We start from the raw sequence: 24,285 nt of genomic DNA, 5'->3' as shown, positions 1-24,285 counted from the left end.
ATCTCTTTAAATCACGATCAGTTCGGCACGCAAGCTGCCCGAACTTTTCAGGGCTTCCAGGATGGCGATCAGGGCAGAAGGCGTTGCGCCCACTTGGTTGACGGCATCCACCACTTGGCGCAAATCCACCCCGGGCTGGAACAGGAACATGGGGTTCTTGGGCTCAGACACCGAGATGTCTGCGTTTTGTACGGGCGTGGTTTGCCCATTCGAAAATGCGTTGGGTTGAGATACTTCGTTGGTGGCTGCAATGGACACCGAGATGGTGCCGTGTGCCACGGCTGCCGCTGTGATGCGGACGTTGCGGCTGATCACCACGGTGCCGGTGCGCGAGTTGATGACCACACGGGCCGGTGGTTCGCCGGGGACCACGTCCAGGTTTTCCACCATGCTCATAAAGGCCACGCGCTGGGACATGTCGCTGGGGGCTTTGATGGCGAAAGACATGCCGTCCAAGGCTTGTGCAATGCCATTGCCAAAGCTTTTGTTGATCGCATTGACGATGGCCGTGGTGGTGGTGAAATCCGACTCACGGACATTCATGACCACATGGTCTGATTTTTCAAAAGGTGTTTCGACCATGCGTTCAACGGTGGCACCTCCAGGTATGCGGGCCGATGTAGGCACGCCAATGCTGACTTTGGAGCCGGCAGCGCTGGTCTCGACGCCTGTGGCTGTGAGGGCCCCTTGGGCCAAACTGTAGATTTCGCCATCGACCCCGCGCAGACTGGTGAGCAGCAAATTGCCGCCGCGCAAGCTGCTGGCTTTGCCGATGGCCGACACGTTGATGTCGATTTTTTGGCCAGGCTTGGCAAAGCCTGGCAATTCGGCAGTCACCATCACGGCGGCCGAGTTTTTGATGTCGATCTTGCCGGTGGTCGCGCTGAGTTCAAAGTCAGACAAGGGGCCATCAATGCCCACACCCAAGCGTGCCAGCATGGCTTTCATGCTTTGGGCGGTGAACGACACATCAGCACCATCGCCTGTACCTTGCAAGCCCACCACCAGACCATAACCAATCAGTTGGTTGGTGCGGCCAGCAGCCACCGAGGCCAAGTCTTTGACCCGGTCAGCCCAGGCGGAGCCAGACAAACCCAGCAACACGATGAGAGAGAAAAGGGTGGATTTCATGGGAGTTTCCAGGGTGGTTTGGCTTTAGAAAGGCCAGAACTTCATCAAGGCGTTGGTGCCCCAGCCCGCCTTGGCGGCATTGGCCATGTCGCCTGTGCCGCGGTAAGCGATTTGGGCATTGGCCAAACGGCGAGACTGCACGGTGTTGTTGGGCGAGATGTCTTCAGGGCGGATGATGCCGCTGACCTGAATGATTTCTGCGCCTTCGGTCAAGGCGAGTTGTTTCTCACCGCGTACCATCAGGTTGCCGTTGGCCAAGACCTCGGCCACGGTCACGGAGACATCGCCAATCAGGCTGGCTTGCTGGTCGGCTTCTCCGCCACCTTCGCTCTTGATGTTGGCTTTGCTCAAGTCAACGCCACCCAAAATGCCGGACAACTGGGTGCCCAAAATTTTGGTGGGCAACCGCATGTTTTGTACCCGTGCGTTCAAACCATTGGGCGCATTGCCGACAGAAGGAATCACATCGTTTGAGGCCGTACGCGTGACGGATCCTTTTTGAGTTCGACCCGCTTGGGTGGATTCATTGAGCAAGACTGTGATCACGTCGCCCACGTTGTAGACACGCACGCGACCAAACCAGTTGTCGCTTTTGCGGCCGTTGTAGATGGCGCCTGTGGCCATGTAGGGCTTTTCGAGCGTCACCGGCAAAACGGGTGCAAATTGGGGGGTGTGCGCCATGGGTGTGGGGTTTGAAGCGCAACCGCTCAAGCCCAACGCCAAAACGATGGCTACGGAAAGGGGGGAGAAAAAGATTCGGGTCATGTGTGGCTTACATGTTGTTGTTCAGGAAGCGCAGCATGCCGTCCACGGCCGAGATGGCTTTGGAGTTGATTTCGTAGGCCCGTTGGGTCTCGATCATGTTGACCATTTCTTCCACCACGTTCACGTTGGAGGCTTCCAAAGCACCTTGCATGAGCTGGCCTGCGCCAGTCACGCCGGGTTGGCCCACTTGAGGCGCGCCACTGGCGGTGGTTTCCTTCATCAGGTTTTGCCCCATGGACTGGAGACCGGCCGGGTTGGCAAAGCGGGCGATTGTGATCTGACCAATCACCTGACTGCCGCCACCGGCCGCAGCTTCTACCGACACCGTACCGTCTTGTCCCACGGTGATGCTGGCCACGTTGGGGGGCACGGTGATGGCCGGTTGGAGCGGTGCACCGTTGGCCGTAACCAACTGGCCGGTGGAAGACAGCTTGAAACTACCGTCACGGCTGTAAGCGATGGTGCCGTCGGATTGGGTAATCTGGAAAAAACCATCACCTTGAACGGCCAAATCCAGCGCATTTTTGGTGCTGACCAAACTGCCTTGGGTGTGGGTTTTTTCGGTCGCAACGATGCGCACACCGGTGCCGAGCATCAGGCCGGTAGGGGCCTGAGCGTTGGCGCCCACCTGTGCGCCGGGCTGACGCAGGTTTTGGTACAGCATGTCTTCAAACGAAGCACGGTCACGTTTAAAACCCGTGGTGTTGACGTTGGCCAAGTTGTTCGAAATCACCGACATGCGCGTTTGCTGCGCGTCCAGGCCGGTTTTGGCAATCCACATTGATGCATCCATGGGGGGCTCCTGTCAGTTAATTAGGCGTTTTTCATCATGGAAGCGCCGGACTCGTCGAGTGCCTTGGTTTCCTTGATGATGCGAATTTGGGTTTCGAAACTGCGCGAGTGGTCGATCAGCTTGGTCATCGCCTCGATGGCGCTGACGTTGCTGCCTTCCAGTGCCTGAGGAATCACGCGGGGCTGAGCGTTGCCCAAAGCGATGTCGGTACCGTCAGGCTGGCCGTCTACTTTGAACAGGCCATCTTGTCGACGACCCAGCTTGGTGTCGCTGCCATCGCGCAAACGCAATTGGTCAATCAGCACGGAAGGCGCTGTTGCAGGCTGTGCAGGGTCTTTGGCGTAGATCGAGCCATCGGGGTTGATCGAGACATTCATGCCCGGTGGCACAGCGATAGGCCCCCCATTGCCGAGCACCAAGTGGCCCGAGCCGTTTTCCAATTGGCCTTGGGGGTTGACCCGCAAGTCGCCACGCCGTGTGAATGCAACGTCTCCGTTGGGTGCTTGCACGGTCATCACAGCGGTTTCGGCCAAAGCGATATCCATGGGGCGGCCCGTGGCCATGATGGGACCTGGCGTCAGTCGGATTTGGTCACGCACCATGGCTTGGGCTTGGAAGCGTGAATCAAAACCTGGACCGTTGACTTTGACGGTTTTGAGCGCCACGTCGTAACTGCTTTTGAAGCCCACCGTGGACACGTTGGCCAAGTCGTTGACCAGCACCTGACGCGCGGTCGCCTGCTCCTTGATGGTGGCGTTGGAAGTGAAGACAAGGCGGTCCATGATTTTTTTTCAGATGTTCAGTTGGAACGGATTCAGTGCATCAAGAGCGGATGTTGATGATCGCGCTGGTCATCGTGCTGCTGGTTTCAATCGCTTTGGCATTGGCCTGGAAGTTCCGCTGAGCGGTGATCAGGTCCACCAGTTCTTGTGTCAAGTCGACGTTGGCACGTTCGGTAGCACCTGCACGGATCGAACCAAAACCGGCTGAGCCTGCTTCACCGATCTTGGCGCTGCCTGAGGAAGCGGAGGCCAAATAACTCGCGTCACCCACCTGGCGCAAACCCGACGGGCTGGAGAAGTTGGCCAAGACGATCTTGCCCAGCGACACCTGTGAGCCGTTGGAGTAGGTGGCATTGACCAAACCGTCAGGTCCGATGTTCAGGCCCATCAGGTCGCCTTCTGGCGCACCGTCTTGTGATTGAGACAGCACAGCGAATGCGCTCGAGTATTGGGTGGACTTGGTGAAGTCGATCGACATGGTCAGCGCGCCTTTACCACCTTGTAAGAAGGCGGTTTCAAAAGGCATACCTGTCAATGGGGACACGGGTTTACCGGTCAGATCGAAGCTCAACTCGCCGCGGTCCAGGTAAACGGGCCACCATTCGGTTTTGCTCGACAAACCGGTGGCATCTTCTGTTTGTTCACCGTTTTTCACAAATTGCAAAGCGCCGTTTTCTGTGAATTGCGCCAGTTTTTTCCACTCGGTGGTGGTACCAAATTTCATTTCAGTGTTGGCCAAACCCCAGTCAGCTGAACCAGTGACTTGGATGGATGCGTTACTGCCGGTGGTGCCGGTGGTGAAGTTGAGTTGTTTGGTTTTGGCGTCAAAAGCCACCGTTACGCCCGATACTTTGCGGCCAGTCTCAGGATCTGTGATCGTGTTGATTTCGTCTTGCAGGGCTTTGGCAAACGATTCGATGTTGGTGTAAGTGGTGGGAAATGGCAGCTCGATTTTTTTGACGGTACCGTCCACCGAGACAAAGAAATCTTTGTTGGAGGAGGTGACCTGCACGCTTTTGGCCGTGTTGATCGTCATGATCTCACCACGCAAGACAGCGGGCTCACTGGGCTTGCCGCGCAACGCTTCTGTGGAAGAGGCCGCTACGGTCAAGTTGGGCGCATTGTTGACCAAACCCAAGTATTTGGTGGCATTGGCGTCGGGTGCGGAGATGGAAATGCTGGAGCCGTCACCCGTAGTGCCGGAGGAAATGGAGAACTTGGCAGTGTCCGGGTCAAAGGAAACGGTGATACCGAAGCGCGCGTTGGAGATGGCCGGCTTGCCGGGGATGGCCGCCACAGCTGGCGGTCCTACAACCGCTGGCGTGCCTGCGACAGCAGGTGTATCTGGCAGTGCACCCATGGCGTTGTTGATGGCTATTTCAAGTTGGCGAGCCAAAACCTGTGGGTCTTTGTCTGCTGCGGCCAGGGTATAGGTGATTTCTTTTGGCGTAGCAGGCGTTGCAGTGTTACTGGCGGGGGCACCATCGACATTCAGGCTAAATTTGAGCGTGCCAGATGGCGCGGCCTTAAAAGAGCCTGAGACTGCGTCATAGTCGGTGGTTGCCAGGGTTGCAGCCACGGCTTTGGCTGGCGACGAAGATCGGGTGTCGGTCAGTTGGTCCAAAGAGTACATCTCTGTGGTGCCAGAGCTGGGCACCACGCGGGGATCGCTTTTGGGCAAAACATCGCCGTACTTGTTCACAAAATAGTTGCTGCCCAAGTTGTCTGTGGCTTGCTGCAGAGCAGGCTTGACCTCGGTGTCACCCACAAAGAAGTAGGTTTGCCATTTGGAAAACGGGCTGTCCAGCGTGGCGTTTTGGGTTTTCGCGTAATACACCGTGGCCAAGTAACCGTTACCGCCGCTGTCGTATACGGTCAGCGCTGTGCTTTTGTTGTAAGTGCTGGCGTTGGTGCGGTCAAAGTCGGCCGTGATCACTGCCGAGTCGGCTGGCAGGTTCAAGCCCAACTGAATTTTGGTGGTTTCTACCGCTTCGCCCGACGTTTTGGAAGGGATGGTCAAGGCGTTCAGGTTGGTCAAATCGGCTTTGCCGGACGAGTCCACCGAGGCGGCCATGAGGCGTTGTCCGGTCGAGTTCACCACGTTGTTTTGATCGTTCAAGGTGAACGAGCCGTTGCGGGTGTAGGTGTCTTGCAGACCATCGGGTGTCTTCAAGGGAAAGAAACCATCGCCCGTGATGGCCAGATCGAGCGAGTTGCCCGAGGTGGAGATGTTGCCTTGGCTGAATTCTTGGCTCACTTGCTTGAGGGACACACCCTGGCCAATGTTGCTGGACGATTTTTGCAAAGGCGAGGTGGAGAAAATGTCGCCAAAGTCGGCCCGCGAGCGCTTGAAGCCTGAGGTGCCCACGTTGGCAATGTTGTTGGAAGTGACCGCCAACTGGGCGGTGGCCGAGTTCAGTCCGGTGAGGGAGGTGTAGAAAGACATGCTGTAAGGCTCCTGTTAATCTGAAATGGGGTCGTGCTGAAAGGTCAAATGCCCACGCGCTTGACGTCTTTGAGCAGAAGTGTTTTGCCGCCGTCAACTTCGACGCTGACACTGCCATCGGTGGGGTTGGTCGTGATGGCTTTGACCGTGGCAAGGGTGTTCACCGGGACGGTGGCCGTTTTGCCGTTGATCACAGCTTGTGCGCTCAGTTGGTACAAGCCAGGCGTTGCCATTTGGCCCGCGGTGTTGGTGCCATCCCATTGCAGAGACATGCCGCCAGGCAGTTGAGGGCCCGCCACAATTTCTTTGACCAAGTTGCCTTTGGCATCGGTCACATTGACTTGCACACCTGCCGCGCCCTCTGGCAAATCGATGCTGGCGTCGATTTTTCCGCCTTGGGCCAGCGGCGTTAAGGCGTCGGTGATGGCTACTTTTTTGCCGATCAAAGAGGCGCTGTTGAGCATGCGCTCACCCGACATAGAGGTCACAAAGGTGTCCAGCGATGTCTGCATGTTGGTCAAGGCTTCCAGTTGGGAAAACTGGGCCAGCTGGGCCACAAACGCCTCGTTTTTGACGGGCTCTAAGGGGTTCTGGTTTTGCAGCTGCGCGGTGAACAAGGTCAAGAAGTCTTGCTTGCCCATGTCCTCGCTGGTTTTTTTGGCAGCGTCTTTTGCGTCTTCGTAACGCGTGACGTTTTTGAGCAGGCTGGAGGAAGCGACGGTGTCGGTGGTCATGAATGGCTTTCGAATCAGGCTTTGGCGATGTCCAGCGTGCGCATCATCAGTTGACGCGCCGTGTTGATGACTTCGACGTTGTTTTGGTAGGAGCGGGCGGCTGCCATCATTTCCACCATCTCGGTGACTTCACTCACGTTGGATTGGTAGACATAACCGTCTTTGTCGGCCATGGGGTTTTTGGGGTCGGACACGCGGCGGGGAGGAACGGTGTCTTCGACCATTCGGTCGATCTTCACGCCACCTACATAGGCCGCGCCTGCGTTGGTCATTTGCTCTTCCACCAGGGCCTTGAAGACGGGGCGCTTGCCCCGAAAGGCGTCTTTTTCCGATGTGGCCACCGTGCCGGCGTTGGCCAGGTTGGAGGCGGTGGCGTTCATGCGGGTGAGCTGCGCGTTGAGCGCAGTGCCGGCAATGCCAAAGATGTTGTCCATGCTCATGTTCAATCTCCTCGCAGGGCTTTGCGAACGCTGCTGACCCGGTTTTCTAAAAAGTTCAAAGTGGCCTGGTATTCCGCTGCCGCTTTACCGTACTGGGCTTGCTCGACGCTCATTTCGACGGTGTTGCCGTCAAATGAAGTGTTAAATGGGGTGCGAAAGCGCATGCCATCGGCGCCGAGCTCTTCACCCGCACCAAAATGACCAGCGTTGGTGGCCGTCATGGCGGTGTCTTGTTGTTGGGCGGCACTCATCACGGCCTTGAAATCGATGTCACGCGCTTTGTAGTTAGGGGTGTCGGCGTTGGCAATGTTTTGCGCCAACACTTCGAGGCGGCGGCTTTTGACTTGCAAAGCTTGTTCATGCACGCCAAGTGCTTGGTTCAACAAATTCATCTGGACTCCTGGGCTACGGAAGGTTGTTCGATGTTCAAGGTACGTCGGTCTTTTGACGTTGCCCACTCAAGTTGAGCGGGCTTGTGTCGATACCTGCAAAAGTTGTGCCAACTTTTTCTGTCACCTTTTGGCGGTCCGATGCATAGGGTGTGCGATGCAGGCCCCCTGAGAGCGGCAAGCTTTGGTCGTGGGCGGCAAGGGTTTGCCGATGTGCGGCCAATGGCCATGTCGGTTCAAGTTGGTCTTGTTTTTGCTTAACAAGATTCATGCACACCGAACGTCAAAACTTCCACACCCCCATGAAACACCTCTTGCTTGGGCTTTGCCGCTTGCTGGACTTGTTGATCGCCCGAGGGCTTTTGTTGGGATTGCTGGTCTGGCTTTTGGGGGCGCCCGCTTTTGCAGCCAAACCCGCTCAAGCGAAGAGCGCGCCGGCTTCAGCCGCTGAAGTCTTGCAGTCGTCGGTTCAAAAGTGGGTGGCCCAATCCCGGAAGGTGAAGCCAGATCAGGTCACATTGGCCCCGCTCGACGCTCGGGTCAAGGTGCGCGCTTGCGACCAAGCCCTGAGCATGGATTTGCCATTTTCAAATGAAGAAACAGTCCGTGTGCGCTGCATACAACCCGTTTGGCAGCAATTTGTGCGTGTGAGCGTGGCAGGCCTGGCACCCGACATCCCGGTTCAGGCCAAGGCGCCGGTCAAGCCTGAGACACCACCAGCGCCGGTCAAGCGTTGGATGTTGGTGGCCAAAGTGCCCTTGCAGCGGGGGATGTTGCTCGATGAGACTCATGTTTCGCGGGAAGAAGTCGATACTTCCAATATACCGGTCAACGTGCTGGAGCAAGCCTCTGAGGTCATGCACGCCGAGGTGGTTCGGGATATGCGTCCCGGAACTCCTTTGCGCAGTCAGGACATTCGGCCCACGCTTTTGGTGAAGCGGGGTCAGATGGTGCTTTTATCGGTGGGTCAAGCGCAGGGGTTTCAAATTTCTGCCCGGGTCGAAGCGATGCAAGATGGCCGTTTTGGTGAGCAGATCAAGCTCAAAAACCGCGACTCCGGTCGTGAACTGAGCGGTCGTGTTCAAGGCCCCAACCAAGTGACCGGCTTGTAAAGTGATTCCATTTTCATGACAAGTTGCGCCTTAGCCCCATAAAACTCAAAAAATTCAATTTTTGTCTCAAGTTCTAGAATCTCATGCCGATTCAGTATTCGAGCGAGGTCTTAGCTCCATGTTCAAAGACCAGAAAAGAGAACCCATATGACCGATCCCATCTCTCATTTTGGCCGCAAGGCTCAAATAGAATCTGCCAGCCGCCAGCCGGTTGCCAAGGGTGAACCACGCACTTTGGCCCCTGCTGCGGGAGAGGCCACACGCGCTGCAGCCCCTGCCACGGACGAATTGCGTTTGAGCAAAGTGGCCCAGCAAGTGATGCAAGAACCCGAATTTGACCGCGCCAAGGTCGAGGCCATCAAGACCGCGATTCAGCAGGGCCAGTACCCTGTGGACTCGCGCCGTATTGCCGAAAACTTTGTGGCGATCGAGAAAATGATCAAAGGTTGAACCCCCGATGACCGAGATGACCCCGTCCGATACCACTTCGTCCCCTTGGGAGGCTGCTTTGCTGGCGGCCCCCGATGCGGTGGCACGTCTGGCTGAGATTTTGGGTTTGGAGTTTGAAGCCCTGAAACTGCGCGATCTTGAAGCTTTCGAGGCGGTTCAGGAAGAAAAAAACCTTTTGCTGCAAAACTTGGCCCAGTTGGCCGAGTGGGCTGCACCGCAATCCCCTGTGCCCTTGTTGTGGCAGCAACTGCAAGACAGTTTGCGCCAAAGCAAACAAGACCATTTGCGCAACATTCAACTGTTGCAGCGCCAATTGCAGGCGGTCAAAGGCACATTGCAAGCCTTGCAAGGCGAATCTGCAGCGCCATCGGTGGATTTGTACGACCGCATGGGGCAAATCGCCCGCCGTCCCAGCGCTTGGGGTTACCAGCTCGCCTGATCGCCTCTGATCAGGGCTGGCGCTCGTTTCTTTGCCCACAGGTTCAGGGCCGTTTCTTTTCGTCGCCCGGGCGCATGCCCTTGAGCCAATACACCCACGACAAAATGACCGCCACGGCGGTGTACATCTCTGGTGGAATCTCCGCTTCCAGATCGACCCGGCTGAGCAAGGCCAGCAATTGCGGGTCTTGCGCCACATACACACCGTGTTTCAAAGCTTCTTCGATGATCTTTTGGGCCAGATCATCCTGACCTTTGGCGCTGATCACGGGGGTTTTACGAGGGCCATACTCCAGCGCAATGGCTTCCTTGAGGGGGCCTTTCATGTTTGCACATCCAGCAAACTGCCCATGCCGGGCGGTGCATAGGGCGTGGGTTCTTTCGGGCCCTGGCCATGGATGATTTGCAGCCTTGTCATGTTCAAGCCCGCGCTGTCGAGTTCTTGTTCCAGGTTGCTGGCCAAGGCTTTGGCCCGTGCCACGACATCTTCGCGCTCGGCCCACATGACCATGTCGACCTCCGTTTGTTCGCTGATACGGGTTTGCAACCAAACTTCGCCCAGATCTTGGTTGCGCGTGTGCAGGTGAATGACCAAGGGTGGTTTGGGTTGGCCTGGCTGACGCCTACCGCGTGTCAAGCGCATGGCCACTGGCTCGGCGTCGCTAAAAGGCAACATCATCGAGAAAACCCATTCATGCCCACTGATGCTTTCTTGACCCATCAATTGGCGCGACTCAATGTCGTCCAGGCTGTCGCCAATCAACCCGTCTTTGTCGATGGCCGACCCTGCGCGCATCAGTTGTCTCAAGACGCTTTTGAGGTCAATCAGGCCTGCGCCCAGGCCTTGGCTTAGCAGGCTTTCGGTCATGAAACCGCTGCGTTGCATGGCTTGTTGCAGCTTTTCTGGGGTCAGTTGGGCCATGTTGGGGCGCAGCCTGAGCCACTGCTGCAATGCCCCTAACTCAGGCCCCGAAGCTTGCCCTCTTTGCAGCAGGCCTTCAAGCAGCCCGGGTTTGAGCAATTGGAGCAGGGCGTTCATGTCGGGGGGCCTGAACCCCAGTTGTTCTGTGCGGCCCGGCAGCGCTGGCGCTGCCGTGGCGCTGGCCGACGCGGGCCCTGTGGGTGCCGCTTGCAAGGGACGCAACATGATGGTGCCGTTGGCCAGCACTTGAACCCTGAACAAAGCCGTGTCACCCGAAGCCAGTCGCAAGCCGGGAGGCAGGTCTTTGGGCAGGTCGATGTAAGAGCCGGGTTGAGGGCCCTGCAGGTTCAGCCGCAAATTGTCGAATTTGGATTCGAGCGTGCCTTGCACCACTTGGCCGTCGCGCAAGCCCAGTTCGGCCGCTGTTCGCTCCACCACCAGCGGCAATGTGCCATCCAGGTAAATGACTGGCGTCTTGAGATTCAGGTGGGCGGTTTCCGCCCCAGTGATCATGCCGGGCTGCCTGTGTCCGGCCTCAAGGAAAGCGCACCCAGCGGCGTTTGTCGGGTCCGGTGTTCATTTCAGCGGCTTCATCGGTGGCCGCTGTCGCTTGAAACAAAGCTGCCGCCTGCGGGCTTTGTGCCGAAATGTGTTGGCGCAAGGCTTCTACCGAAGGCAGCGCCAAGACTGTGCCGGGGCGCACCGGGTAGGTTTGTCCTTTTGGGAAAACTTTGGGGTTGGCTTTGGCCAGGGCTTGGCGCATGAACTCCTCTTTCAAGGGTATGCCCGGCAAACCACGCCGCAAGACGGCATCGATGCTTTCGCCTTTTTGGACCGTGATGTGGTGACCCGCAGGGGTGTTGCCCATGGCTGGGTTGCCCATGGGGGCTGAGGCGTTGCCGTCACCATTCAGCGGTGCGGTCAGCACTTTGAGGGCAGATGCCGCTGCTGCCGACGTTTCTGCCGCTTGGGCGAGCGGTAGGGTCATTGCCGTAGCGGCCAGCAGCAAGCAGCAGGCGGCCCACGCAGGGTGTGCTGGCTTGCGCTTTGTTGAGGTGTCAATCCGAGCGGTCATGGTGAGGTCGTCCATTGGAGGGTTCTAGTGGCCAGATCAGAGGGGCAAAGCCATCCAGTGCCCTTGCGCGGCCAAAGTGGGGCCTGCCAATTGTTGCAATTCGGTCCGGTCACGCCCGACCGTGACCACTTGGGCCAGAGCCAAGTGTTGGGTCGCACCGGGTTCGAGCATTTGGCTGGGTACATGGCTGGGGTTGATCAACAAAACACGGTCTCCGGGGCGCAAGCCGCTGTCGATGCCTGCCTGCAAGGTGAGCTTATCGGATTCGGTGCGGCGCACATGAAACTGAACAGGTTCACAGGCCGAGCGTTTGTCCAGTTGAGCCGCCCAATCTTGCATTTGCTGTTGCAGTTGTTCTTTCAGGCGATGCACCCAGGCGGTCGGATTTTGGCCGACTTCTTGTGGGTTGATGGTGATCACTTGTTCGATCTGCCACCGCGGTTCGATCGGACCTTGGCTGGCGTGTCGTTCGCCGAGCGTGAAGCTCATGGTCCAGCGCCATTCGTTCTCGCTTTTGCTGAAGTCATACCAAGCTTGCCGCATGGAAAAGTCTTGTGCAGGCGCGTGGGGTTTGAGCACCAATTCGGCGGTCCAACCGGTAGCGCTTTCGCTGGGACCCGTCAGGGCACGCAGGTAAGCGTTGTCGGAGGGCGTGGGCTTGGTTTGGGCGCGCCACCGTTGTGAGGCTTGCATTTGTTGCGTCCAAGACTGGGCTACCAAATGCATGACCGACTGGCTGGCAAACTGTTGGGCGCCCGTGAAGCCGTTGTCGACACGGGTTTGCAGCACCAAGGGCAAACGCCATGGGCGGGGAGGGGGCTTGCATTCGGTGGCTTTGGTCTGGGCTGCACGCCAACCCCAGGGGAGCACTTCTGCGCTGACTTGTGGTGGCGTGTCTTGCTCGTCTTGCAAGTAAGACAGCACACGCACACCACGCACCTCGGCTTCCGACTGGAAATGCGCGTTCTCGTGCAGGGCGCCTTTGTCATCGATCCAAGCGCTGCTGAGCACGCGTGTGGGGCGGTCGATGGTGGCTTGCAAAATGGCCTGACGGATCGCGCCCAATTGCGCCTCATGCTGTTTCGCCGTTTGAGAGCGCGCACGGTTGTCTTTGCGAGCTGTGGCTTGGGATGCTGAGCCATCTCCCATGGTTGTCGTGGCCATTGGGGCCATGGCAGGCGCTGTAGCCGTGGCGGTCTGTGCTTGTGCTGTCATGGCCGCTGCACAGCCAAAGGCCAAAGCCAAGCTGTGGCCATGGCGCAAAGCGCGGGAGGTCAGTGCTGGTTTGAGCATGGCATCAACGGCGGCGGGCAGCCAGTTGGTTCAAGTACAAGCTGCGCAAGTCTCGGACCACATTTTGGTCGAGCGACAAAGTGGTTTCGTACGTGTCGTCGCCCACCGGGGCAATGCTGACCAAGACCGCACCGTAAATCACCCCTTCCACTTTGGCCCTGAACGTGTCGCTCATGACGGTCATGTCGGCCACGGTGGTGGTGGCGTCGAGCTGTTGGCCATAGACCTGCTCGGTGAGCGAGCGGTAAGCGTCAAGCTTGGAAGCCCGAATGGCCAACAGGCGTTGCTGGGCGGGATTTTTGTGGTTTTGTACGCTGATGACCGCGTAACCGGTGGCCACCAAGGTTTCGCGCTTTTCAACCAAGGGTGTGATCATCGACGTGGTTGCGACCGCGCTGGCTTGAGTGCCCGTCAGCACATTCAGGGGTGTGGTGTCACAGCCTGCCAAGGCCACCAAGGTGAGCAAAGAAGCCGCCAGGGATCGGTGAAAAGTCATCTTGAAACTCCAGAGGCTGGACGTGTCCCCTTGGGGTGGTCCAGCTGATTTATCTTGATGGGAGTATCGACAGCACATCGGAAGTCTTGAGTTCACGCTTTTTGCACGCCTGTGTCGATGGGCGAGGGCTGGCGTTTCAAAATCCCGCAAAAACAGCCAATTTTGAAAGATTGGGTCCTTAAGATTGCATTTATAAGTGGTCAAAATGTGAATTTTGATTTATAAACAAGGATATTGTCATTTGTGTCATTTTCAATCTTCAGTTGAACAGCACCCAGTGATTGGCCTACCTCTTGTGATATCCCACGATCCCTCCTTCATTTTTGGATGAAACCGCGCGCTCAACCCCTCATCATTGGTGACAGTCAAGCCACGCTTTTTTTGCGTGAGTTGATCAAAACCCTGTCGGCGTCGGCTTCAACCGCTTTGATCACGGGTGAGAGCGGCACGGGCAAGGAGTTGGTGGCGCAGTCCTTGCACATGCAAGGGCCCCGTGCGGCAGGACCGTTTGTCCCGATCAATTGCGGTGCCATTCCGCGGGATTTGATTGAAAGCGAGCTGTTTGGGCACCGCAAGGGCAGTTTCACAGGGGCCGTTTCCGACCGTTTGGGCCGCTTTGAGTTGGCCCACGGCGGCACGCTGTTCCTGGATGAGATTGGCGATTTGCCGATGGACATGCAGGTCAAGTTGTTGCGCGTGTTGCAAGAGCGCTGCATCTTGCCTGTGGGGGCTTCGAAAGAGGTGCCTCTGGATGTGCGCGTGGTGGCCGCGACCCACAAAAAACTGGAAGCCGAGGTCGAAGCCGGCCGTTTCCGAGAAGATTTGTACTACCGCATCAATGTCTTGCCTGTGACCACCACGCCCTTGCGGGAACGGCCTTCGGATGTGGCGGCGTTGTTGCACTTTTATGCCGACAAACACGCTTTGCCGCATATTCGCGCGGTGCGTTTCTCGCCCGAGATGATGCAGCTCATGCAGGCCTACACTTGGCCAGGCAATGTGCGCGAGTTGTCCAACTTGATTGACCGTTTCTCGACCCTGTACCCAGCCCAGGTGCTGCATGTGAACACCGTGCCTGCCTGCATGATGCCAGTGGGCATGGCCGCATTGCAGGCCGAGTGGTTGGAAAAGCATGGCATGACGGCGGCGGCGACTTTCCCGCCTTCGCTGGAAGATTCGGTAGCGGTGTCACAGGTGGTGACGCCCGTCCCAGACGACTTCGTGTTTGGCGTGTCGCCTGGCCCACAATCAAGTTCTTCACCGTTTGACCGTGAAGACGATCCGATGTCTCACCTGTTGTCGAGCCCTGCAGGCTCGTTCAGCATGCCGGTGAAGGTGTTCAATCCTGCCCCCTTGTCCGCATCCAACGATGAAATCAACGAGGTGGAGCAAGCGATTTTGTTGGCTCAAGGGATTCAGACCTTGCCGCCAGAGGGCATGTCGCTCAAGCAGCACTTGGTGGAAGTCGAGCGCAGCTTGATTGAGCAAGCCTTGGCACGCACCCAAGGGAATGTGTCCCAAACGGCCAAACTGCTTCAATTGCAAAGAACGACCTTGATCGAAAAAATCAACAAGTACGAGCTGCGCAACGTGGCCTGAAGCCGAAGTTGTTTGGTGTCGCCTCGGCATGTCGACTTCAAGTTGGCCTTTTAAAAGGCGTTTCCTGAACCGTTTCAAAAAGGTGGCTTGATCACCTGGGCGCAAGTGCCTTTGATGAGTTTGACGGTGCGACCATCTGACAGACTGAGCGACTGCTCAAAACGACCCGTTTTGCGGTCCACCACAAACTCTTCCCCTGAAATCATGACGCCAAAGCGTTGAAACATGGCGGGTCGGTAAACCTTAACGCGAGTGCCCATCAGTGTCAGGGAGCCAGCTCGGCTTTCGGAAATGGAAATCTTGCCTTGGTACCAGCCTGATTTTTGCTCAAAATCGATCTGCGCCATGGCGATGCGCGAGGGCTCGTTTTCCTTGATGCCCAGAGCCAGTTGACCATCCAGGTCCAATTCCAACTCGCAGATCAAGTCCATGACGCCCTTGCTGCCACCAGGCATACTTTTGGGGTTGGTCAGCTCAGTTGTCACGCTGTTGTTGTCGTCCATGAGGTGCACCAAGCCCCAAATGCCCCCCATCACCAAAAGACCAATGGCGAAACCGATGGCGATATTTTTCAACATGGAAGAACCTCTCGCTGGGCGATGTGGGGTGAAAGCATTACAAACATCATGCTGAGGACTTTAGCAGCAGCGCTGAGCCATGGTCATTGGTTGAGCACCGTGATGCTGACCCGGCGGTTGCGTGGGTCGGCGGGGTTGCCGGGCACATTCGGGTTGGTGTCCGCCACCCCTTCAATCCTTGAGAACCGGTTGGGGCCAATGCCTTGTCCCTGCATGAATTGGCGGGTGGCATCGGCACGCTCGGTCGACAAACTCCAGTTGTTGCGCATGCTCTCGGGGGGGAAGCCCGTGCTGTCGGTGTGTCCACGGATGGCCAATTTGTTGGGCAAGGGCTTGAGAGACTTGGTCACTTCGGACATGAGTGCTGCCGCCTTGGCGCCCATGTCGGCACCGCCAGAGCCGTACATGGCAAAGTCGGCTTTGTCGATCACCTCGATGCGCAAGCCTTCTTTGTCGCGGGTGATGCTGACTTGGTCTTTGATCTTCTCGAACTGTTTGCTCTCCGACAGTTTTTGCTTGATTTCTTTTTCCAGCTTGTCGAAGTTTTGTTTGTCCTGCTTTTCGCTGGGCGTGCCCGTGCCGCTTTCTTTGCCGGGATCTTGCTCCGATGGACCGTCTTTGTTGTTTTCTTCTTTGGAGGAGCCAAAGCTTTCGCCCGGGCCACCTTGGGCCTGAGGCGTCATGCGTTCGAGCATCGCGGTTTGTTTGGACGAAAAAGGAAAACCGTCAGGGTCGATGATGGAGGTGCCGCCAAACAGGCCGTTGGAGCCTGCCAGCTCGCCCATTGCAATTTGGCTGTGTGATGCGGGTCGAAAGTAGTCCGCCACACTTTTCTTTTTGTCTTCGGTGCTGGCACCCAGCAGCCACATGAGCAAAAAGAAGGCCATCATGGCCGTCATCATGTCGGCCAGGGCGATCTTCCAGGCACCGCCGTGAGCGCCTGCGTGCCCATCGTCGGCGATGATTTTTTTGACAACAATGATGGGCCTCAAGGCCTCGGTTGCTGCGGCTGCTGCCGCAACTTCTTCGGGCGTTCCTGCTGCGGCTTTGTCTGCCTCTGCCATCAAGATCCCCGCATGCCGTCAAAGACCTCAGAAAAACTCGGTTGGCTGTGGTGCGAAATGCAGGCACGCGCTGACTCGATCAACAGGGGTTGAGGGTAGCCCCGGAGGTTGCCCACGATCATTTCACGGATCACGTCGAATGCCTGAGCATCTTCGTTGATGATTTGTGTCAACCGGCCGGAAAACGGCTCGAACATGCCGTAGGCCAAGAACACACCCATCAGCGTACCCACCAGGGCGGCGCCAATCAGCGCCCCCAGCACAGGAGGGGGTTGGTCGATCGCGCCCATGGTCTTCACCACACCCAGCACGCAAGCCACAATACCCAGCGCAGGCAAACCGCCGGCGATACCCGCAAGCGCTGCGGGGGCCAACAAGGCCTCGTGGTGGTGGACCTTGATGGCTTTTTTCATCAGATCGTCCAGCGCGTCAGCGTCCAAGTTGCCCTGGGAAATCACCATCAAGCGCAGCGGATCACAGATCATCTGAACAATCGAGTGGTCTTTGGCCAATTTGGGAAACTCCCCAAAAATCGCGCTGGCCTCGGGGTTTTCAACGTGCGATTCCAAGGCCACAACGCCTTCTTTTTTCATCACGGTTTGCAACTTGCCCACCAAAAGCATCAGGGCCAGGTAGTCGGCTTGGTGAAAACTCGGACCTTTGATGCATTTGCCAATGCCAGCCATGGCCGCTTTGAAGACCGGAAAACTGTTGGCAATGAGAGACGCCCCGATGGCAGAGCCGCCAATGATGATGAATTCGAAAGGGGCGGCTTTGATGATGGGCGCCATTTTGCCGCCCGCGAGTATGTAGCCACCAAAAACGGCGCCGAACACCACCGCTAAACCGATAAAGAAAAACATGCTGGCCCTTTTGTTTTAAACCATGCACCAAACGCCGATGCACCAACCCAATGCCCACTGAAAAAACAAGTCCACCAAATTGCCCAGCAAGAGGATGGGCAAGCCTAGGTACAGCGCAATCCAAGCCCAGCCTGACGGCGTCAAACTGGCCTTCGGAATGTCATGCCCCAGGATGCTGGAATCTTGACGTGACGACATGGCTTGAAATTCCATTTACAACTGTGTAAATCGGTTGCAAATGGGGTATCTTGAGATGAATTTGGAAAATTTGCCTATTATGACGATATGGATGTGAAATGGGAGCTTTTGCCGCAGGCCGAATGGGAAGAATTTCATTCGACCCACCACGGCGCACTGCAGCAATCTTGGCTTTACGGCGAGGCTTTGGGTGCTTTGGGTGTTCGCGTGCACCGCGCCATGGTCTGGGAGGATGGTCGTCTTTTGGCGGTGGCCCAGTTCATGTGCAAACGCGTGTTGGGGTATTTGTCGGTGGCTTCTTGCACACGCGGCCCCGTCTGGCAACCTGACGTACCCCCCCAGCAGCGTTCGGCGATTTACAAGCGCTTGCGGCAAAGCTTGCCGGTGCCTTGGCTCAAAGTGGTGTTGTTTTCGCCTGACCGCAGTGCCGACCAAGTCGATAAAGCTGAAATCCAAGGCCTGTCGCGTGTGATGACCGGTTATTCGACTGTGCTTCTCGATTTGAAACAAAGTCTGCCCACCTTAAAAGCTGGCTTGGAAGGCAAGTGGAGAAACCGCTTGAACAAGGCGCTGGCGACAGAAAAAATCCGGTTTCATGTGCAACCGAGCTTGAAGCGCTGCGAATGGTTGCTGGGCAAAGAGATGGACCAGCGTGAAGCGAAAAAGTTTCATGGCCTGCCCACGAATTTCGTTCAGGCTTACACAGGTGCAGCGGCGGACCATCGGCAGACGTTTGTGGTGGCTTATGCAGAACTGGGTAAGAACACGGTGGCGGGCATGTTGTTTCTGTTGCATGGCCGGGTGGCCAGTTACCATATGGGATGGGCCGATGAGCAAGGTCGACAGCTCAGCGCCCACAATGCTTTGCTCTGGGAGTCGGTGATCTACCTGCAAAATTTGGGCATCGAGGTGCTCGACTTGGGGGGCGTGAATACCCACGATTTGCCAGGCATTTCGCGCTTTAAATTGGGCACAGGTGGCCGTGCGATCACCCTGGCCGGAACTTATTTTTGAGAAACGACATGACTTTGCCTTTGTTTTCCACGCGCGCTGGTCTGGTGCTTGGCCTCGTCGGCTTGGCCTTGTGGGGGCTGTTGGTTCCAAGCAAGGCCATGGCTTGGACCCGCATGGGCGAATCCGAAGAGGTCACGCTGTATCTCAACCGCAACAGCATCGAAAAAGAAAACACCATTCGCCGTGTCAGGGAAATGCAGGATCTGAAAACCGCTGATGCTGAAGGTGTGCGCTCCAGAAGTTACATCAACGAGTACGACTGCAATTACAAAATGCACCGGTTGGGGCAAATGACCAGCTACGCGGGCCCCAAAATGACTGGGCAAAAATTGTTCACCGTGAACGACATGGGCTACTGGCGCAAAATTCCGCCCTACGGTGTTTTCACGCTGACTTACATCGCGGTTTGTATCGAGTAAGCCAGCCCCTCAAGCCTCATCAGGGCTTGCTGGCTGGCGGTGCTGCAGTGGCAGGCGCGTTGGGAACTGCTGCAGGCGTGCCCGCTTGTGCATTGGTTTCACCGGGCTTGGCGCCACCATAACGCGGAAACTGAACAGCCCGCTCGCGTGAGTTGTTGGCATTGTTCTTTTGCACCGTTTCGAGGTAACGCTCTTTTTGCAGGGTCACCAAAGCTTCGACATCGCGTTTGAGCCCGTCCACATTGCCGACCGCCGACTTCAAAGACTTCACTTCGTTGCCCAAAGACTGTACCGCATTGGCTTGGGTTTGCAGTTTGCTGTTGATGCCTTGGACCTGGCGAATCACCGAGTCGCTGCTGGCGGCCACTTGCTTGGCGGTCTCTGAGGGGACTTTTTGTACCAAGCTCTCAGACTGTTTGAGGGATGCGTCAATGCGGCCTTCAATCTGGCCTTGAGATTTCGTCAGGGCCACCTGTTGCGAAGCCAGCTCCTTGACGCTCTGATTGACACCCTCCAGAGACTCCATACCGGTGTTGAGCTCGACCACGCGCTTGCCTACGGCCATGAGCATGGCGTCCAACTGGTTGATGCGGCTGACCAAGCGCACGCCCATGATGAGGAAGAAAATCAGGCTGAGGACCATGACGCCGCCCATCACGGCCAGCAAAAGGCGGGCTTTTTTGTGTCCGGCGTCGGTGACTTCCTTGAACTCCTGTGTGGCTTGTCGCAGCTGGCTGCTCACACTGGTGGCCGCTTCGGCCGATTTGGTGGCCAACTCGGCAGAGTCCAGAACGACTTGCGCCAAAGATTGGTATTGCTGGTAAGCCCGCTGGTCCACGGTGATGCCCACATGCATGGGTTTTTCAGCCACTGGGCTGGGTCCTGGGGCCGGCTTGGGCGCAAGGGTGGGCTGAGTCTCGGGGGCTGCCGCGTCACCTGTGGGTTCGGTGGGCGTCGTTTCACGACCTTCGACCTCGGCGATGTCGATGGGCTCCTCAGCGGGCTTGAAGGTGTTCTCGCTCATTTTTTCTTTCCTCGGACTTGGAATGGGGGACGCAGTCTTTGAAGTTGTTCATCCAAAAGCGAATTGCGTGTTCTCAACTGGGCGATGCGTGATCGGATGGGGCTGCCTTGCTCCCAAAGTTCGGCATCGTTCACCACAGGGGCTGTCACTGTGACTGGTGTGGCTTTGTCAGCCGCCATGTTGTCGGGTGACTTTGTTTCAGGCGCGGTGGTTTCAACGGCCTGTTCGGGCAACACAGGGTCTGTTTTCAGCGCTGCATTGCTCGAAGCTTGATCTGGTGTGGAGGGCAGGGCGGTGGCTTTCACCCGAGCAGGTTTGCGTGTCTTGGTTTGCGTATCGGGTCGTGCGGAAGACCGTGGTGCTGAGCGGCTGCTTGTTTTGACTGCTGCTGGGCTTTCCGAGGGTGTAGCCGATGGCTTTGCCCGTGGTATCGCCTTTTTGCCCAAGCTTTTCCCCGCCGGTTTCGGCGTCTGAGGTTTTGGCGTTTTGGGCACTTTGCCAGCGGTCTTTTTCACGACCGAGGCAGACCGTTTGGCCGACGCAGTCACTTCGGCTGCCGGGGTTTCATCGGTGCTTTGAGGTGATGCTTTTGGCGATGTTTTTGGCAAGACTTTTTTCGGGGTCATGGTGGGCTTTCAGGGCTCAGGTCGGGCTCTTGAGCTGCTCTTGCAAGCCGCGCGTGGGGCGAACCCAGCTGCGGGGAATGCCAGGTCGCTTGGAGGCCTCATAACCCTGGCCTAAGCTGGTGTAGGGGCCCGAGACGATCACAAAGTGCGCTAATTTTTCACCCGGGCGATAGGCCGCGATGATTTGGGCATCCTTCAAGGGCGGATGGCGACGTTGTATGTCCAGCACCTTGGCATAGCTGCTGGCGGTGCCGTGTTGAAGCAAAAAGCTGTTGGCGTCGAGCTTTCTCAGCCAAGCTTGGCCCTGAAGCGTGCCCTCGGGCGTCTCGATGGCCGGTTCTACCGGGGTTGTCGCCATCACGGCTGGCGCGGGCTGGGGAGATGGCGCCTGAGGCTGCGAAGCGTTCGTGGTGGGGCTTTCTGTTGCAGAAGGGGCCGCCGGAGTAGCCTCAGAAGCGGCGGGCATCGCCAACTGGAGGCTGACGAGAGGCGGCACCACCACGGGTTTGGTCGCTTTGAGTCCAAATGCCTCCGGTTGAATCCAGAGCATCATGAGCGTGGACATGACCAGGGCAAATGTGATGCCCAGTGCCAGTTTGTTGTTCTGACGAAGCCATACCCCAGCGCTTTTTACACCCACCCCGGGCAGGCGCCAAGATTGGAGGGCCGAGGCACCGTGTTTCTGAAAAGCGTTCAGTTGTTTATGAACTTTGGAGTCTGAGCCCTTGCTGGGCTCGGCGGTCGAAGCTGCGGCTGGGATGATGTGCAATTCAGGGGCATTGAGTGGCGAGTCCAGCTGTGGGCGTTGTTGGCGCTGGATGCGCTGAATCAACTGCTGAACCGCATTGAAGTTGCCCTCTTGGCCTGACTGGTCGAGAGCGGCTTGCGCTTGCTCTTCGGTGGGGGCCTCGATGTCCCAGCGCAAAATTTTCCGGCCAAAGGCCGACAGAGGCGACTTCTGGGCGTTGGGGTTGCCCGACATCAACAAGATGGCCCGAATGTTGGCACCGGGGAAATTTTGGATCAGGCGTGCCAGCAGCTGGATCTCGCTCTCAGGCAAGGTTTGTGCGTCGTGCACGATCCAGATTTGGGCTTGGTTCACGGCTGCATGCGCTTTGACGGCTTGGTTAAGTGACTGCGTCGCCAGCACTTCGTTGAAGCGGCCCAGCAAAGAGTCGGTATTGGCCGGAAAGTAGACCTCGATGCGGTGTTCTGGCGCTTGCTGGCGCACGCGCACCAGCAACAAGTTCATGTAGTGGTCGAGCAGGGCCTCAAATGGGCAATACAGGGCCAGACTCAGGCCTTCGTGGGCCACGGCGTTGGCGCAGCCATCGATGCGCATGCGGTCGGCTGCACGGAACACGCAGGGATTCAAAGCGGTGGTCTCGGGGTTGATCTGAATGTTCATGCTTTGGCTCCCGCTTTCTCAAGCTTGCTGCCGTCGGGGTTGAACTGCATGCTGGGCGGGACTTTCACGCGGGGTTTGGCTTGTGGTGGGTTCATGGGCGATGCCGCCTCCAGGCTGAAGACATAGGCAATGACCTGCGCCACAGCGTGGTAGAGGTCTTCGGGCACTTGTTGTTCGACTTCGGTGGTGAAGTAAATGGCGCGGGCAAGGGGCGCGGCTTCAAACAGGTAAACGCCATGGGCCTTGGCTTCTTCGCGAATGAGTTTGGCCATGTGGTCTGAGCCTTTGGCCACCATCACGGGTGCACCATCGCCCGTGGGGTCGTACTCCAGTGCCACTGCAAAGTGTTCGGGGTTGGTGATCACCACGTCGGCATCTTTGATGCGGGCCATCATGCGCGAGTTCGCCATCTCGCGTTGACGCCTGCGGATCTGGGCCTTGACCTCAGGGCTACCTTCCATTTGCTTGTACTCGTCCTTGACCTCTTGTTTGGTCATCCGCATTTGCTTCATGAAGGCGTATTTTTGGTAAGGCACATCGATCATCGCGATGACCGCCAGACTCAAAGCGACCCACAAGGTTGATTTCATGATCATGACCGCGGCCGCCGTCAAGGCCGGCTCCAGGCCCATTTGGCCCATTTGGATCAGGGAGTCCATGTTGTTGCTCAAGGACCACCACAGCACGGACGACACCAAGGTGAACTTGAGAATGGCTTTACCCAGTTCGACAAGGGCATGCGTGCCGAAAATGCGTTTGAGTCCGTTGATCAAGCTCAGTTTGGAGCCTTTGGGTGCAACTGCCCCGAGTGAGAACAAGTAGCCCCCCGTCACACCCGAAGCCACAATCGCAGCGATCAAAGTGAACACCATGATGGGCATGACTGTGATGAAAGACGAGAGCAACTGGTCGCCGAAGTGCGCGGGCAATAGCAAGGGCTTGTCGATGGTGGTGCGGTCAAACACAAAGCCGTTGGCAAAAATTTGGGCCATGCGGCTGACCAGCCAGCCACCACTCATGAGCAAGATGGTCAGTGAACCGATGACAATGACGGCCGCTGGCAGCTCGGAGGAACGGGCTACTTGGCCGTCTTCACGCGCATTGCTGAGTTTCTTGGCCGTCGGGTCTTCTGTTTTGTCGTCACTGGAGGCTTCAGACATTGGTCACCCCCATCACATTGCGCACGACAGTGAAGCCCTGCACCCAAAGCCACTCAATGCGGGCGCCGATGCTTTCGAGGGATATGATCAAAATCAAAAAACCCGCGATGATCAGCGCAGGAAAACCGACAGCAAAAATATTCAAGCTGGGCGCGGCGCGGGTGACTACGCCCAGACCGACGTTGATGAACAACAGCGACACCATCACGGGCAAGGCCATCAACACCGCCCCTAAAAACACCATGGAGCTCCACTGCAAGACGCGGCCATACACGTCTTGGTTGAGGATCGAGGTGCCGATGGGCAAGGAAAAAAAGGATTCAGAGATGATGCCGAGCATGATGGCGTGGCCACCAAAACCCACAAAAATAAGGGTAGACATCACGATCATCAGCTGAGATATGACCGGCACGTTGCCCATGTTAGGGTCCATCATGCTGGCCATGGACAGGCCCATGGCTGCGGCGATGCTTTGACCACCCACCACCATTGCCGCCACCACCACTTGCAGGATCAGGCCCATCACCGAGCCGATCATGATTTGGTTGAACACCTCGACCAGCCCTGGGGCGGTGGAGGGATCGACCACAGGCCAAGTGTGCAGCGGGTAAACCAGCCAAGCCAAGACCAAGGCCATCAAGATGCGAAGGCGCAGGTTGAAGGCGTTCACTGAAAAAATGGGGGCCGTGATCATCAAGGCCGAAATGCGCAGCATGGGCCACAGAAAGGTGTAAAACCTTTCAATGACGTCGGCTGCGAGAAAGTTCATGGCGGCGTATTCCCGTGATCAGTTGAACAGGGTCGGGATGCGCTGAAAAATACTGCGCGTGAAATCGATCAGGGTGACCAACTGCCAGCTGCCAAACACCAGCAAGGCCAAACCCAGAGCGATCAGTTTGGGGATGAAGCTCAAAGTGGACTCGTTGATCGATGTGGCGGCCTGGATGATGCCGATGATCAAACCCACGGCCAAAGCCACCGTTAGCAAGGGCGCACAAACTAACACGGCCGTCCACAAAGCTTGGCGACCCAAATCGATGACCATCGCGGTGTCCATCTTGTACTC

At 57.1% G+C, this 24,285-nt stretch carries 30 protein-coding genes; 8 read left to right on the top strand and 22 right to left on the bottom strand.

Going from position 1 to position 24,285, the window contains the following annotated elements; genetic code table 11:
• Positions 1–6 precede the first annotated feature (6 nt).
• Genes B9Z40_RS10760 through flgB form a run of 8 tightly spaced genes read right to left on the bottom strand, consistent with a single transcriptional unit; the run spans position 7 to position 7,483 of the window.
• On the bottom strand, positions 7–1,131 hold the full coding sequence (locus B9Z40_RS10760) for a flagellar basal body P-ring protein FlgI (protein WP_100173344.1): 1,125 nt from the start codon (positions 1,129–1,131) through the stop codon (positions 7–9).
• Positions 1,132–1,155: 24 nt separating this feature from the next.
• A complete protein-coding gene (locus tag B9Z40_RS10755; RefSeq protein ID WP_100173343.1) occupies positions 1,156–1,896 on the bottom strand; it encodes a flagellar basal body L-ring protein FlgH in 741 nt (246 codons plus the stop codon).
• A 7-nt stretch (positions 1,897–1,903) separates the two neighbouring features.
• Positions 1,904–2,689, bottom strand: a complete 786-nt coding sequence (gene flgG / locus B9Z40_RS10750; RefSeq protein ID WP_199172543.1) for a flagellar basal-body rod protein FlgG — start codon at positions 2,687–2,689, stop codon at positions 1,904–1,906.
• 20 nt (positions 2,690–2,709) lie between these two features.
• Complete coding sequence (locus B9Z40_RS10745; protein ID WP_100173341.1) at positions 2,710–3,471, bottom strand: flagellar basal body rod protein FlgF; 762 nt, start codon at positions 3,469–3,471, stop codon at positions 2,710–2,712.
• 40 nt (positions 3,472–3,511) lie between these two features.
• Positions 3,512–5,917 carry a flagellar hook-basal body complex protein gene (locus B9Z40_RS10740; protein WP_100173340.1) on the bottom strand — a complete coding sequence of 802 codons (2,406 nt, stop codon included), beginning with the start codon at positions 5,915–5,917 and terminating at the stop codon, positions 3,512–3,514.
• A gap of 44 nt (positions 5,918–5,961) precedes the next feature.
• Entirely contained in the window at positions 5,962–6,651 is a 690-nt protein-coding gene (locus tag B9Z40_RS10735) for a flagellar hook assembly protein FlgD (RefSeq protein WP_100173339.1), read from the bottom strand.
• A gap of 14 nt (positions 6,652–6,665) precedes the next feature.
• A complete protein-coding gene (gene flgC, locus B9Z40_RS10730; RefSeq protein ID WP_100173338.1) occupies positions 6,666–7,091 on the bottom strand; it encodes a flagellar basal body rod protein FlgC in 426 nt (141 codons plus the stop codon).
• 2 nt (positions 7,092–7,093) lie between these two features.
• Entirely contained in the window at positions 7,094–7,483 is a 390-nt protein-coding gene (gene flgB / locus B9Z40_RS10725) for a flagellar basal body rod protein FlgB (protein WP_100173337.1), read from the bottom strand.
• 266 nt (positions 7,484–7,749) lie between these two features.
• Here flgB and flgA point away from each other — a divergent pair, with 266 nt between their 5' ends.
• From flgA to B9Z40_RS10705, 3 genes are all read left to right on the top strand, one after another.
• Positions 7,750–8,592: a flagellar basal body P-ring formation chaperone FlgA gene (flgA, locus tag B9Z40_RS10715; RefSeq protein ID WP_233204878.1), complete on the top strand. Its 843-nt coding sequence runs from the start codon at positions 7,750–7,752 to the stop codon at positions 8,590–8,592.
• A 147-nt stretch (positions 8,593–8,739) separates the two neighbouring features.
• Positions 8,740–9,042: a flagellar biosynthesis anti-sigma factor FlgM gene (gene flgM / locus B9Z40_RS10710; protein WP_100173335.1), complete on the top strand. Its 303-nt coding sequence runs from the start codon at positions 8,740–8,742 to the stop codon at positions 9,040–9,042.
• A 16-nt stretch (positions 9,043–9,058) separates the two neighbouring features.
• Positions 9,059–9,481, top strand: a complete 423-nt coding sequence (locus B9Z40_RS10705; protein ID WP_233204877.1) for a flagellar protein FlgN — start codon at positions 9,059–9,061, stop codon at positions 9,479–9,481.
• Positions 9,482–9,524: 43 nt separating this feature from the next.
• Here B9Z40_RS10705 and B9Z40_RS10700 read toward each other — a convergent pair whose 3' ends face one another.
• From B9Z40_RS10700 to B9Z40_RS10680, 5 genes are read right to left on the bottom strand one after another with little or no spacing between them, the layout of a single operon-like run.
• A complete protein-coding gene (locus B9Z40_RS10700; protein ID WP_100173333.1) occupies positions 9,525–9,806 on the bottom strand; it encodes an EscU/YscU/HrcU family type III secretion system export apparatus switch protein in 282 nt (93 codons plus the stop codon).
• A complete protein-coding gene (locus B9Z40_RS10695) occupies positions 9,803–10,915 on the bottom strand; it encodes a flagellar hook-length control protein FliK (RefSeq protein WP_100173332.1) in 1,113 nt (370 codons plus the stop codon). The genes B9Z40_RS10700 and B9Z40_RS10695 overlap by 4 nt, the downstream gene beginning before the upstream one ends.
• 22 nt (positions 10,916–10,937) lie before the next feature.
• On the bottom strand, positions 10,938–11,492 hold the full coding sequence (locus B9Z40_RS10690; RefSeq protein WP_100173331.1) for a hypothetical protein: 555 nt from the start codon (positions 11,490–11,492) through the stop codon (positions 10,938–10,940).
• Positions 11,493–11,513: 21 nt separating this feature from the next.
• On the bottom strand, positions 11,514–12,770 hold the full coding sequence (locus tag B9Z40_RS10685; RefSeq protein ID WP_100173330.1) for a hypothetical protein: 1,257 nt from the start codon (positions 12,768–12,770) through the stop codon (positions 11,514–11,516).
• Between the two features lie 4 nt (positions 12,771–12,774).
• Entirely contained in the window at positions 12,775–13,266 is a 492-nt protein-coding gene (locus B9Z40_RS10680; RefSeq protein ID WP_100173329.1) for an LPP20 family lipoprotein, read from the bottom strand.
• A 327-nt stretch (positions 13,267–13,593) separates the two neighbouring features.
• On the opposite strand from B9Z40_RS10680, the gene B9Z40_RS10675 reads away from it, so the two are divergent.
• Positions 13,594–14,865 (top strand): sigma-54-dependent Fis family transcriptional regulator, encoded by a 1,272-nt coding sequence (locus B9Z40_RS10675; RefSeq protein WP_100173328.1) that lies wholly within the window; start codon positions 13,594–13,596, stop codon positions 14,863–14,865.
• A 74-nt stretch (positions 14,866–14,939) separates the two neighbouring features.
• Here B9Z40_RS10675 and B9Z40_RS10670 read toward each other — a convergent pair whose 3' ends face one another.
• From B9Z40_RS10670 to B9Z40_RS10655, 4 genes are all read right to left on the bottom strand, one after another.
• On the bottom strand, positions 14,940–15,443 hold the full coding sequence (locus B9Z40_RS10670; RefSeq protein ID WP_100173327.1) for a hypothetical protein: 504 nt from the start codon (positions 15,441–15,443) through the stop codon (positions 14,940–14,942).
• Positions 15,444–15,526: 83 nt separating this feature from the next.
• Entirely contained in the window at positions 15,527–16,507 is a 981-nt protein-coding gene (locus tag B9Z40_RS10665) for a flagellar motor protein MotB (RefSeq protein WP_100173326.1), read from the bottom strand.
• The gene (gene motA, locus B9Z40_RS10660; RefSeq protein ID WP_100173325.1) at positions 16,507–17,370 is read right to left on the bottom strand and encodes a flagellar motor stator protein MotA; all 864 of its coding nucleotides are present in this window, start codon (positions 17,368–17,370) and stop codon (positions 16,507–16,509) included. Before motA ends, B9Z40_RS10665 begins: the two co-directional genes overlap by 1 nt.
• A gap of 15 nt (positions 17,371–17,385) precedes the next feature.
• The gene (locus tag B9Z40_RS10655; RefSeq protein WP_100173454.1) at positions 17,386–17,568 is read right to left on the bottom strand and encodes a hypothetical protein; all 183 of its coding nucleotides are present in this window, start codon (positions 17,566–17,568) and stop codon (positions 17,386–17,388) included.
• Positions 17,569–17,655: 87 nt separating this feature from the next.
• Here B9Z40_RS10655 and B9Z40_RS10650 point away from each other — a divergent pair, with 87 nt between their 5' ends.
• Both B9Z40_RS10650 and B9Z40_RS10645 read left to right on the top strand, forming a co-directional pair.
• Complete coding sequence (locus B9Z40_RS10650) at positions 17,656–18,582, top strand: GNAT family N-acetyltransferase (protein WP_100173324.1); 927 nt, start codon at positions 17,656–17,658, stop codon at positions 18,580–18,582.
• Positions 18,583–18,590: 8 nt separating this feature from the next.
• Entirely contained in the window at positions 18,591–19,001 is a 411-nt protein-coding gene (locus tag B9Z40_RS10645) for a surface-adhesin E family protein (protein ID WP_100173323.1), read from the top strand.
• A gap of 19 nt (positions 19,002–19,020) precedes the next feature.
• Here the strand turns inward: B9Z40_RS10645 and B9Z40_RS10640 are convergent, their stop codons facing one another.
• A complete protein-coding gene (locus tag B9Z40_RS10640; RefSeq protein WP_100173322.1) occupies positions 19,021–20,025 on the bottom strand; it encodes a hypothetical protein in 1,005 nt (334 codons plus the stop codon).
• 84 nt (positions 20,026–20,109) lie between these two features.
• Between B9Z40_RS10640 and B9Z40_RS17120 the strand changes: the two genes are divergently transcribed.
• Both B9Z40_RS17120 and B9Z40_RS17115 read left to right on the top strand, forming a co-directional pair.
• The gene (locus tag B9Z40_RS17120; RefSeq protein ID WP_143473967.1) at positions 20,110–20,298 is read left to right on the top strand and encodes a hypothetical protein; all 189 of its coding nucleotides are present in this window, start codon (positions 20,110–20,112) and stop codon (positions 20,296–20,298) included.
• 21 nt (positions 20,299–20,319) lie between these two features.
• Positions 20,320–20,499, top strand: coding sequence for a hypothetical protein (locus B9Z40_RS17115; protein WP_143473966.1), 180 nt, complete (start codon positions 20,320–20,322; stop codon positions 20,497–20,499).
• A 168-nt stretch (positions 20,500–20,667) separates the two neighbouring features.
• Here the strand turns inward: B9Z40_RS17115 and B9Z40_RS10630 are convergent, their stop codons facing one another.
• The 4 genes from B9Z40_RS10630 to fliQ are packed head-to-tail and all read right to left on the bottom strand — an operon-like array spanning position 20,668 to position 24,276.
• Entirely contained in the window at positions 20,668–22,059 is a 1,392-nt protein-coding gene (locus tag B9Z40_RS10630; RefSeq protein ID WP_100173320.1) for a hypothetical protein, read from the bottom strand.
• Positions 22,056–23,219, bottom strand: coding sequence for a flagellar biosynthesis protein FlhB (gene flhB, locus B9Z40_RS10625; protein WP_100173319.1), 1,164 nt, complete (start codon positions 23,217–23,219; stop codon positions 22,056–22,058). The genes B9Z40_RS10630 and flhB overlap by 4 nt, the downstream gene beginning before the upstream one ends.
• Positions 23,212–23,988, bottom strand: coding sequence for a flagellar biosynthetic protein FliR (fliR, locus tag B9Z40_RS10620; protein ID WP_100173318.1), 777 nt, complete (start codon positions 23,986–23,988; stop codon positions 23,212–23,214). Before fliR ends, flhB begins: the two co-directional genes overlap by 8 nt.
• An 18-nt stretch (positions 23,989–24,006) precedes the next feature.
• Entirely contained in the window at positions 24,007–24,276 is a 270-nt protein-coding gene (gene fliQ / locus B9Z40_RS10615; RefSeq protein ID WP_100173317.1) for a flagellar biosynthesis protein FliQ, read from the bottom strand.
• Between the last annotated feature and the right edge of the window lie 9 nt (positions 24,277–24,285).

It is taken from the genome of Limnohabitans sp. 15K, from assembly GCF_002778285.1.
GTDB lineage: Bacteria > Pseudomonadota > Gammaproteobacteria > Burkholderiales > Burkholderiaceae_C > Limnohabitans_A.
The sequence above is the reverse complement of the archived record's forward strand: the minus strand, read 5'-3'. Positions and strand labels throughout refer to the sequence as shown.

What these genes read in the sequence shown, in the direction of transcription:
- flgA (WP_233204878.1), top strand. Translation starts at nt 7,750, where the DNA reads ATGCACACCGAACGTCAAAACTTCCACACCCCCATGAAACACCTCTTG.
- B9Z40_RS10700 (WP_100173333.1), bottom strand. Translation starts at nt 9,806, where the DNA reads ATGAAAGGCCCCCTCAAGGAAGCCATTGCGCTGGAGTATGGCCCTCGT.
- B9Z40_RS10655 (WP_100173454.1), bottom strand. Translation starts at nt 17,568, where the DNA reads ATGTCGTCACGTCAAGATTCCAGCATCCTGGGGCATGACATTCCGAAG.
- B9Z40_RS10650 (WP_100173324.1), top strand. Translation starts at nt 17,656, where the DNA reads ATGGATGTGAAATGGGAGCTTTTGCCGCAGGCCGAATGGGAAGAATTT.
- fliR (WP_100173318.1), bottom strand. Translation starts at nt 23,988, where the DNA reads ATGAACTTTCTCGCAGCCGACGTCATTGAAAGGTTTTACACCTTTCTG.
- B9Z40_RS10745 (WP_100173341.1), bottom strand. Translation starts at nt 3,471, where the DNA reads ATGGACCGCCTTGTCTTCACTTCCAACGCCACCATCAAGGAGCAGGCG.
- B9Z40_RS10695 (WP_100173332.1), bottom strand. Translation starts at nt 10,915, where the DNA reads ATGATCACTGGGGCGGAAACCGCCCACCTGAATCTCAAGACGCCAGTC.
- B9Z40_RS10680 (WP_100173329.1), bottom strand. Translation starts at nt 13,266, where the DNA reads ATGACTTTTCACCGATCCCTGGCGGCTTCTTTGCTCACCTTGGTGGCC.
- B9Z40_RS10645 (WP_100173323.1), top strand. Translation starts at nt 18,591, where the DNA reads ATGACTTTGCCTTTGTTTTCCACGCGCGCTGGTCTGGTGCTTGGCCTC.
- B9Z40_RS10740 (WP_100173340.1), bottom strand. Translation starts at nt 5,917, where the DNA reads ATGTCTTTCTACACCTCCCTCACCGGACTGAACTCGGCCACCGCCCAG.
- B9Z40_RS10705 (WP_233204877.1), top strand. Translation starts at nt 9,059, where the DNA reads ATGACCCCGTCCGATACCACTTCGTCCCCTTGGGAGGCTGCTTTGCTG.
- flgC (WP_100173338.1), bottom strand. Translation starts at nt 7,091, where the DNA reads ATGAGCATGGACAACATCTTTGGCATTGCCGGCACTGCGCTCAACGCG.
- B9Z40_RS17120 (WP_143473967.1), top strand. Translation starts at nt 20,110, where the DNA reads ATGCGTGATCGGATGGGGCTGCCTTGCTCCCAAAGTTCGGCATCGTTC.
- B9Z40_RS10665 (WP_100173326.1), bottom strand. Translation starts at nt 16,507, where the DNA reads ATGGCAGAGGCAGACAAAGCCGCAGCAGGAACGCCCGAAGAAGTTGCG.
- flhB (WP_100173319.1), bottom strand. Translation starts at nt 23,219, where the DNA reads ATGTCTGAAGCCTCCAGTGACGACAAAACAGAAGACCCGACGGCCAAG.
- B9Z40_RS10675 (WP_100173328.1), top strand. Translation starts at nt 13,594, where the DNA reads ATGAAACCGCGCGCTCAACCCCTCATCATTGGTGACAGTCAAGCCACG.
- flgM (WP_100173335.1), top strand. Translation starts at nt 8,740, where the DNA reads ATGACCGATCCCATCTCTCATTTTGGCCGCAAGGCTCAAATAGAATCT.
- B9Z40_RS10690 (WP_100173331.1), bottom strand. Translation starts at nt 11,492, where the DNA reads ATGGACGACCTCACCATGACCGCTCGGATTGACACCTCAACAAAGCGC.
- flgG (WP_199172543.1), bottom strand. Translation starts at nt 2,689, where the DNA reads ATGGATGCATCAATGTGGATTGCCAAAACCGGCCTGGACGCGCAGCAA.
- B9Z40_RS10760 (WP_100173344.1), bottom strand. Translation starts at nt 1,131, where the DNA reads ATGAAATCCACCCTTTTCTCTCTCATCGTGTTGCTGGGTTTGTCTGGC.
- fliQ (WP_100173317.1), bottom strand. Translation starts at nt 24,276, where the DNA reads ATGGACACCGCGATGGTCATCGATTTGGGTCGCCAAGCTTTGTGGACG.
- B9Z40_RS10670 (WP_100173327.1), bottom strand. Translation starts at nt 15,443, where the DNA reads ATGTTGAAAAATATCGCCATCGGTTTCGCCATTGGTCTTTTGGTGATG.
- motA (WP_100173325.1), bottom strand. Translation starts at nt 17,370, where the DNA reads ATGTTTTTCTTTATCGGTTTAGCGGTGGTGTTCGGCGCCGTTTTTGGT.
- flgB (WP_100173337.1), bottom strand. Translation starts at nt 7,483, where the DNA reads ATGAATTTGTTGAACCAAGCACTTGGCGTGCATGAACAAGCTTTGCAA.
- B9Z40_RS10685 (WP_100173330.1), bottom strand. Translation starts at nt 12,770, where the DNA reads ATGCTCAAACCAGCACTGACCTCCCGCGCTTTGCGCCATGGCCACAGC.
- B9Z40_RS10755 (WP_100173343.1), bottom strand. Translation starts at nt 1,896, where the DNA reads ATGACCCGAATCTTTTTCTCCCCCCTTTCCGTAGCCATCGTTTTGGCG.
- B9Z40_RS10640 (WP_100173322.1), bottom strand. Translation starts at nt 20,025, where the DNA reads ATGAGCGAGAACACCTTCAAGCCCGCTGAGGAGCCCATCGACATCGCC.
- B9Z40_RS10735 (WP_100173339.1), bottom strand. Translation starts at nt 6,651, where the DNA reads ATGACCACCGACACCGTCGCTTCCTCCAGCCTGCTCAAAAACGTCACG.
- B9Z40_RS10630 (WP_100173320.1), bottom strand. Translation starts at nt 22,059, where the DNA reads ATGAACATTCAGATCAACCCCGAGACCACCGCTTTGAATCCCTGCGTG.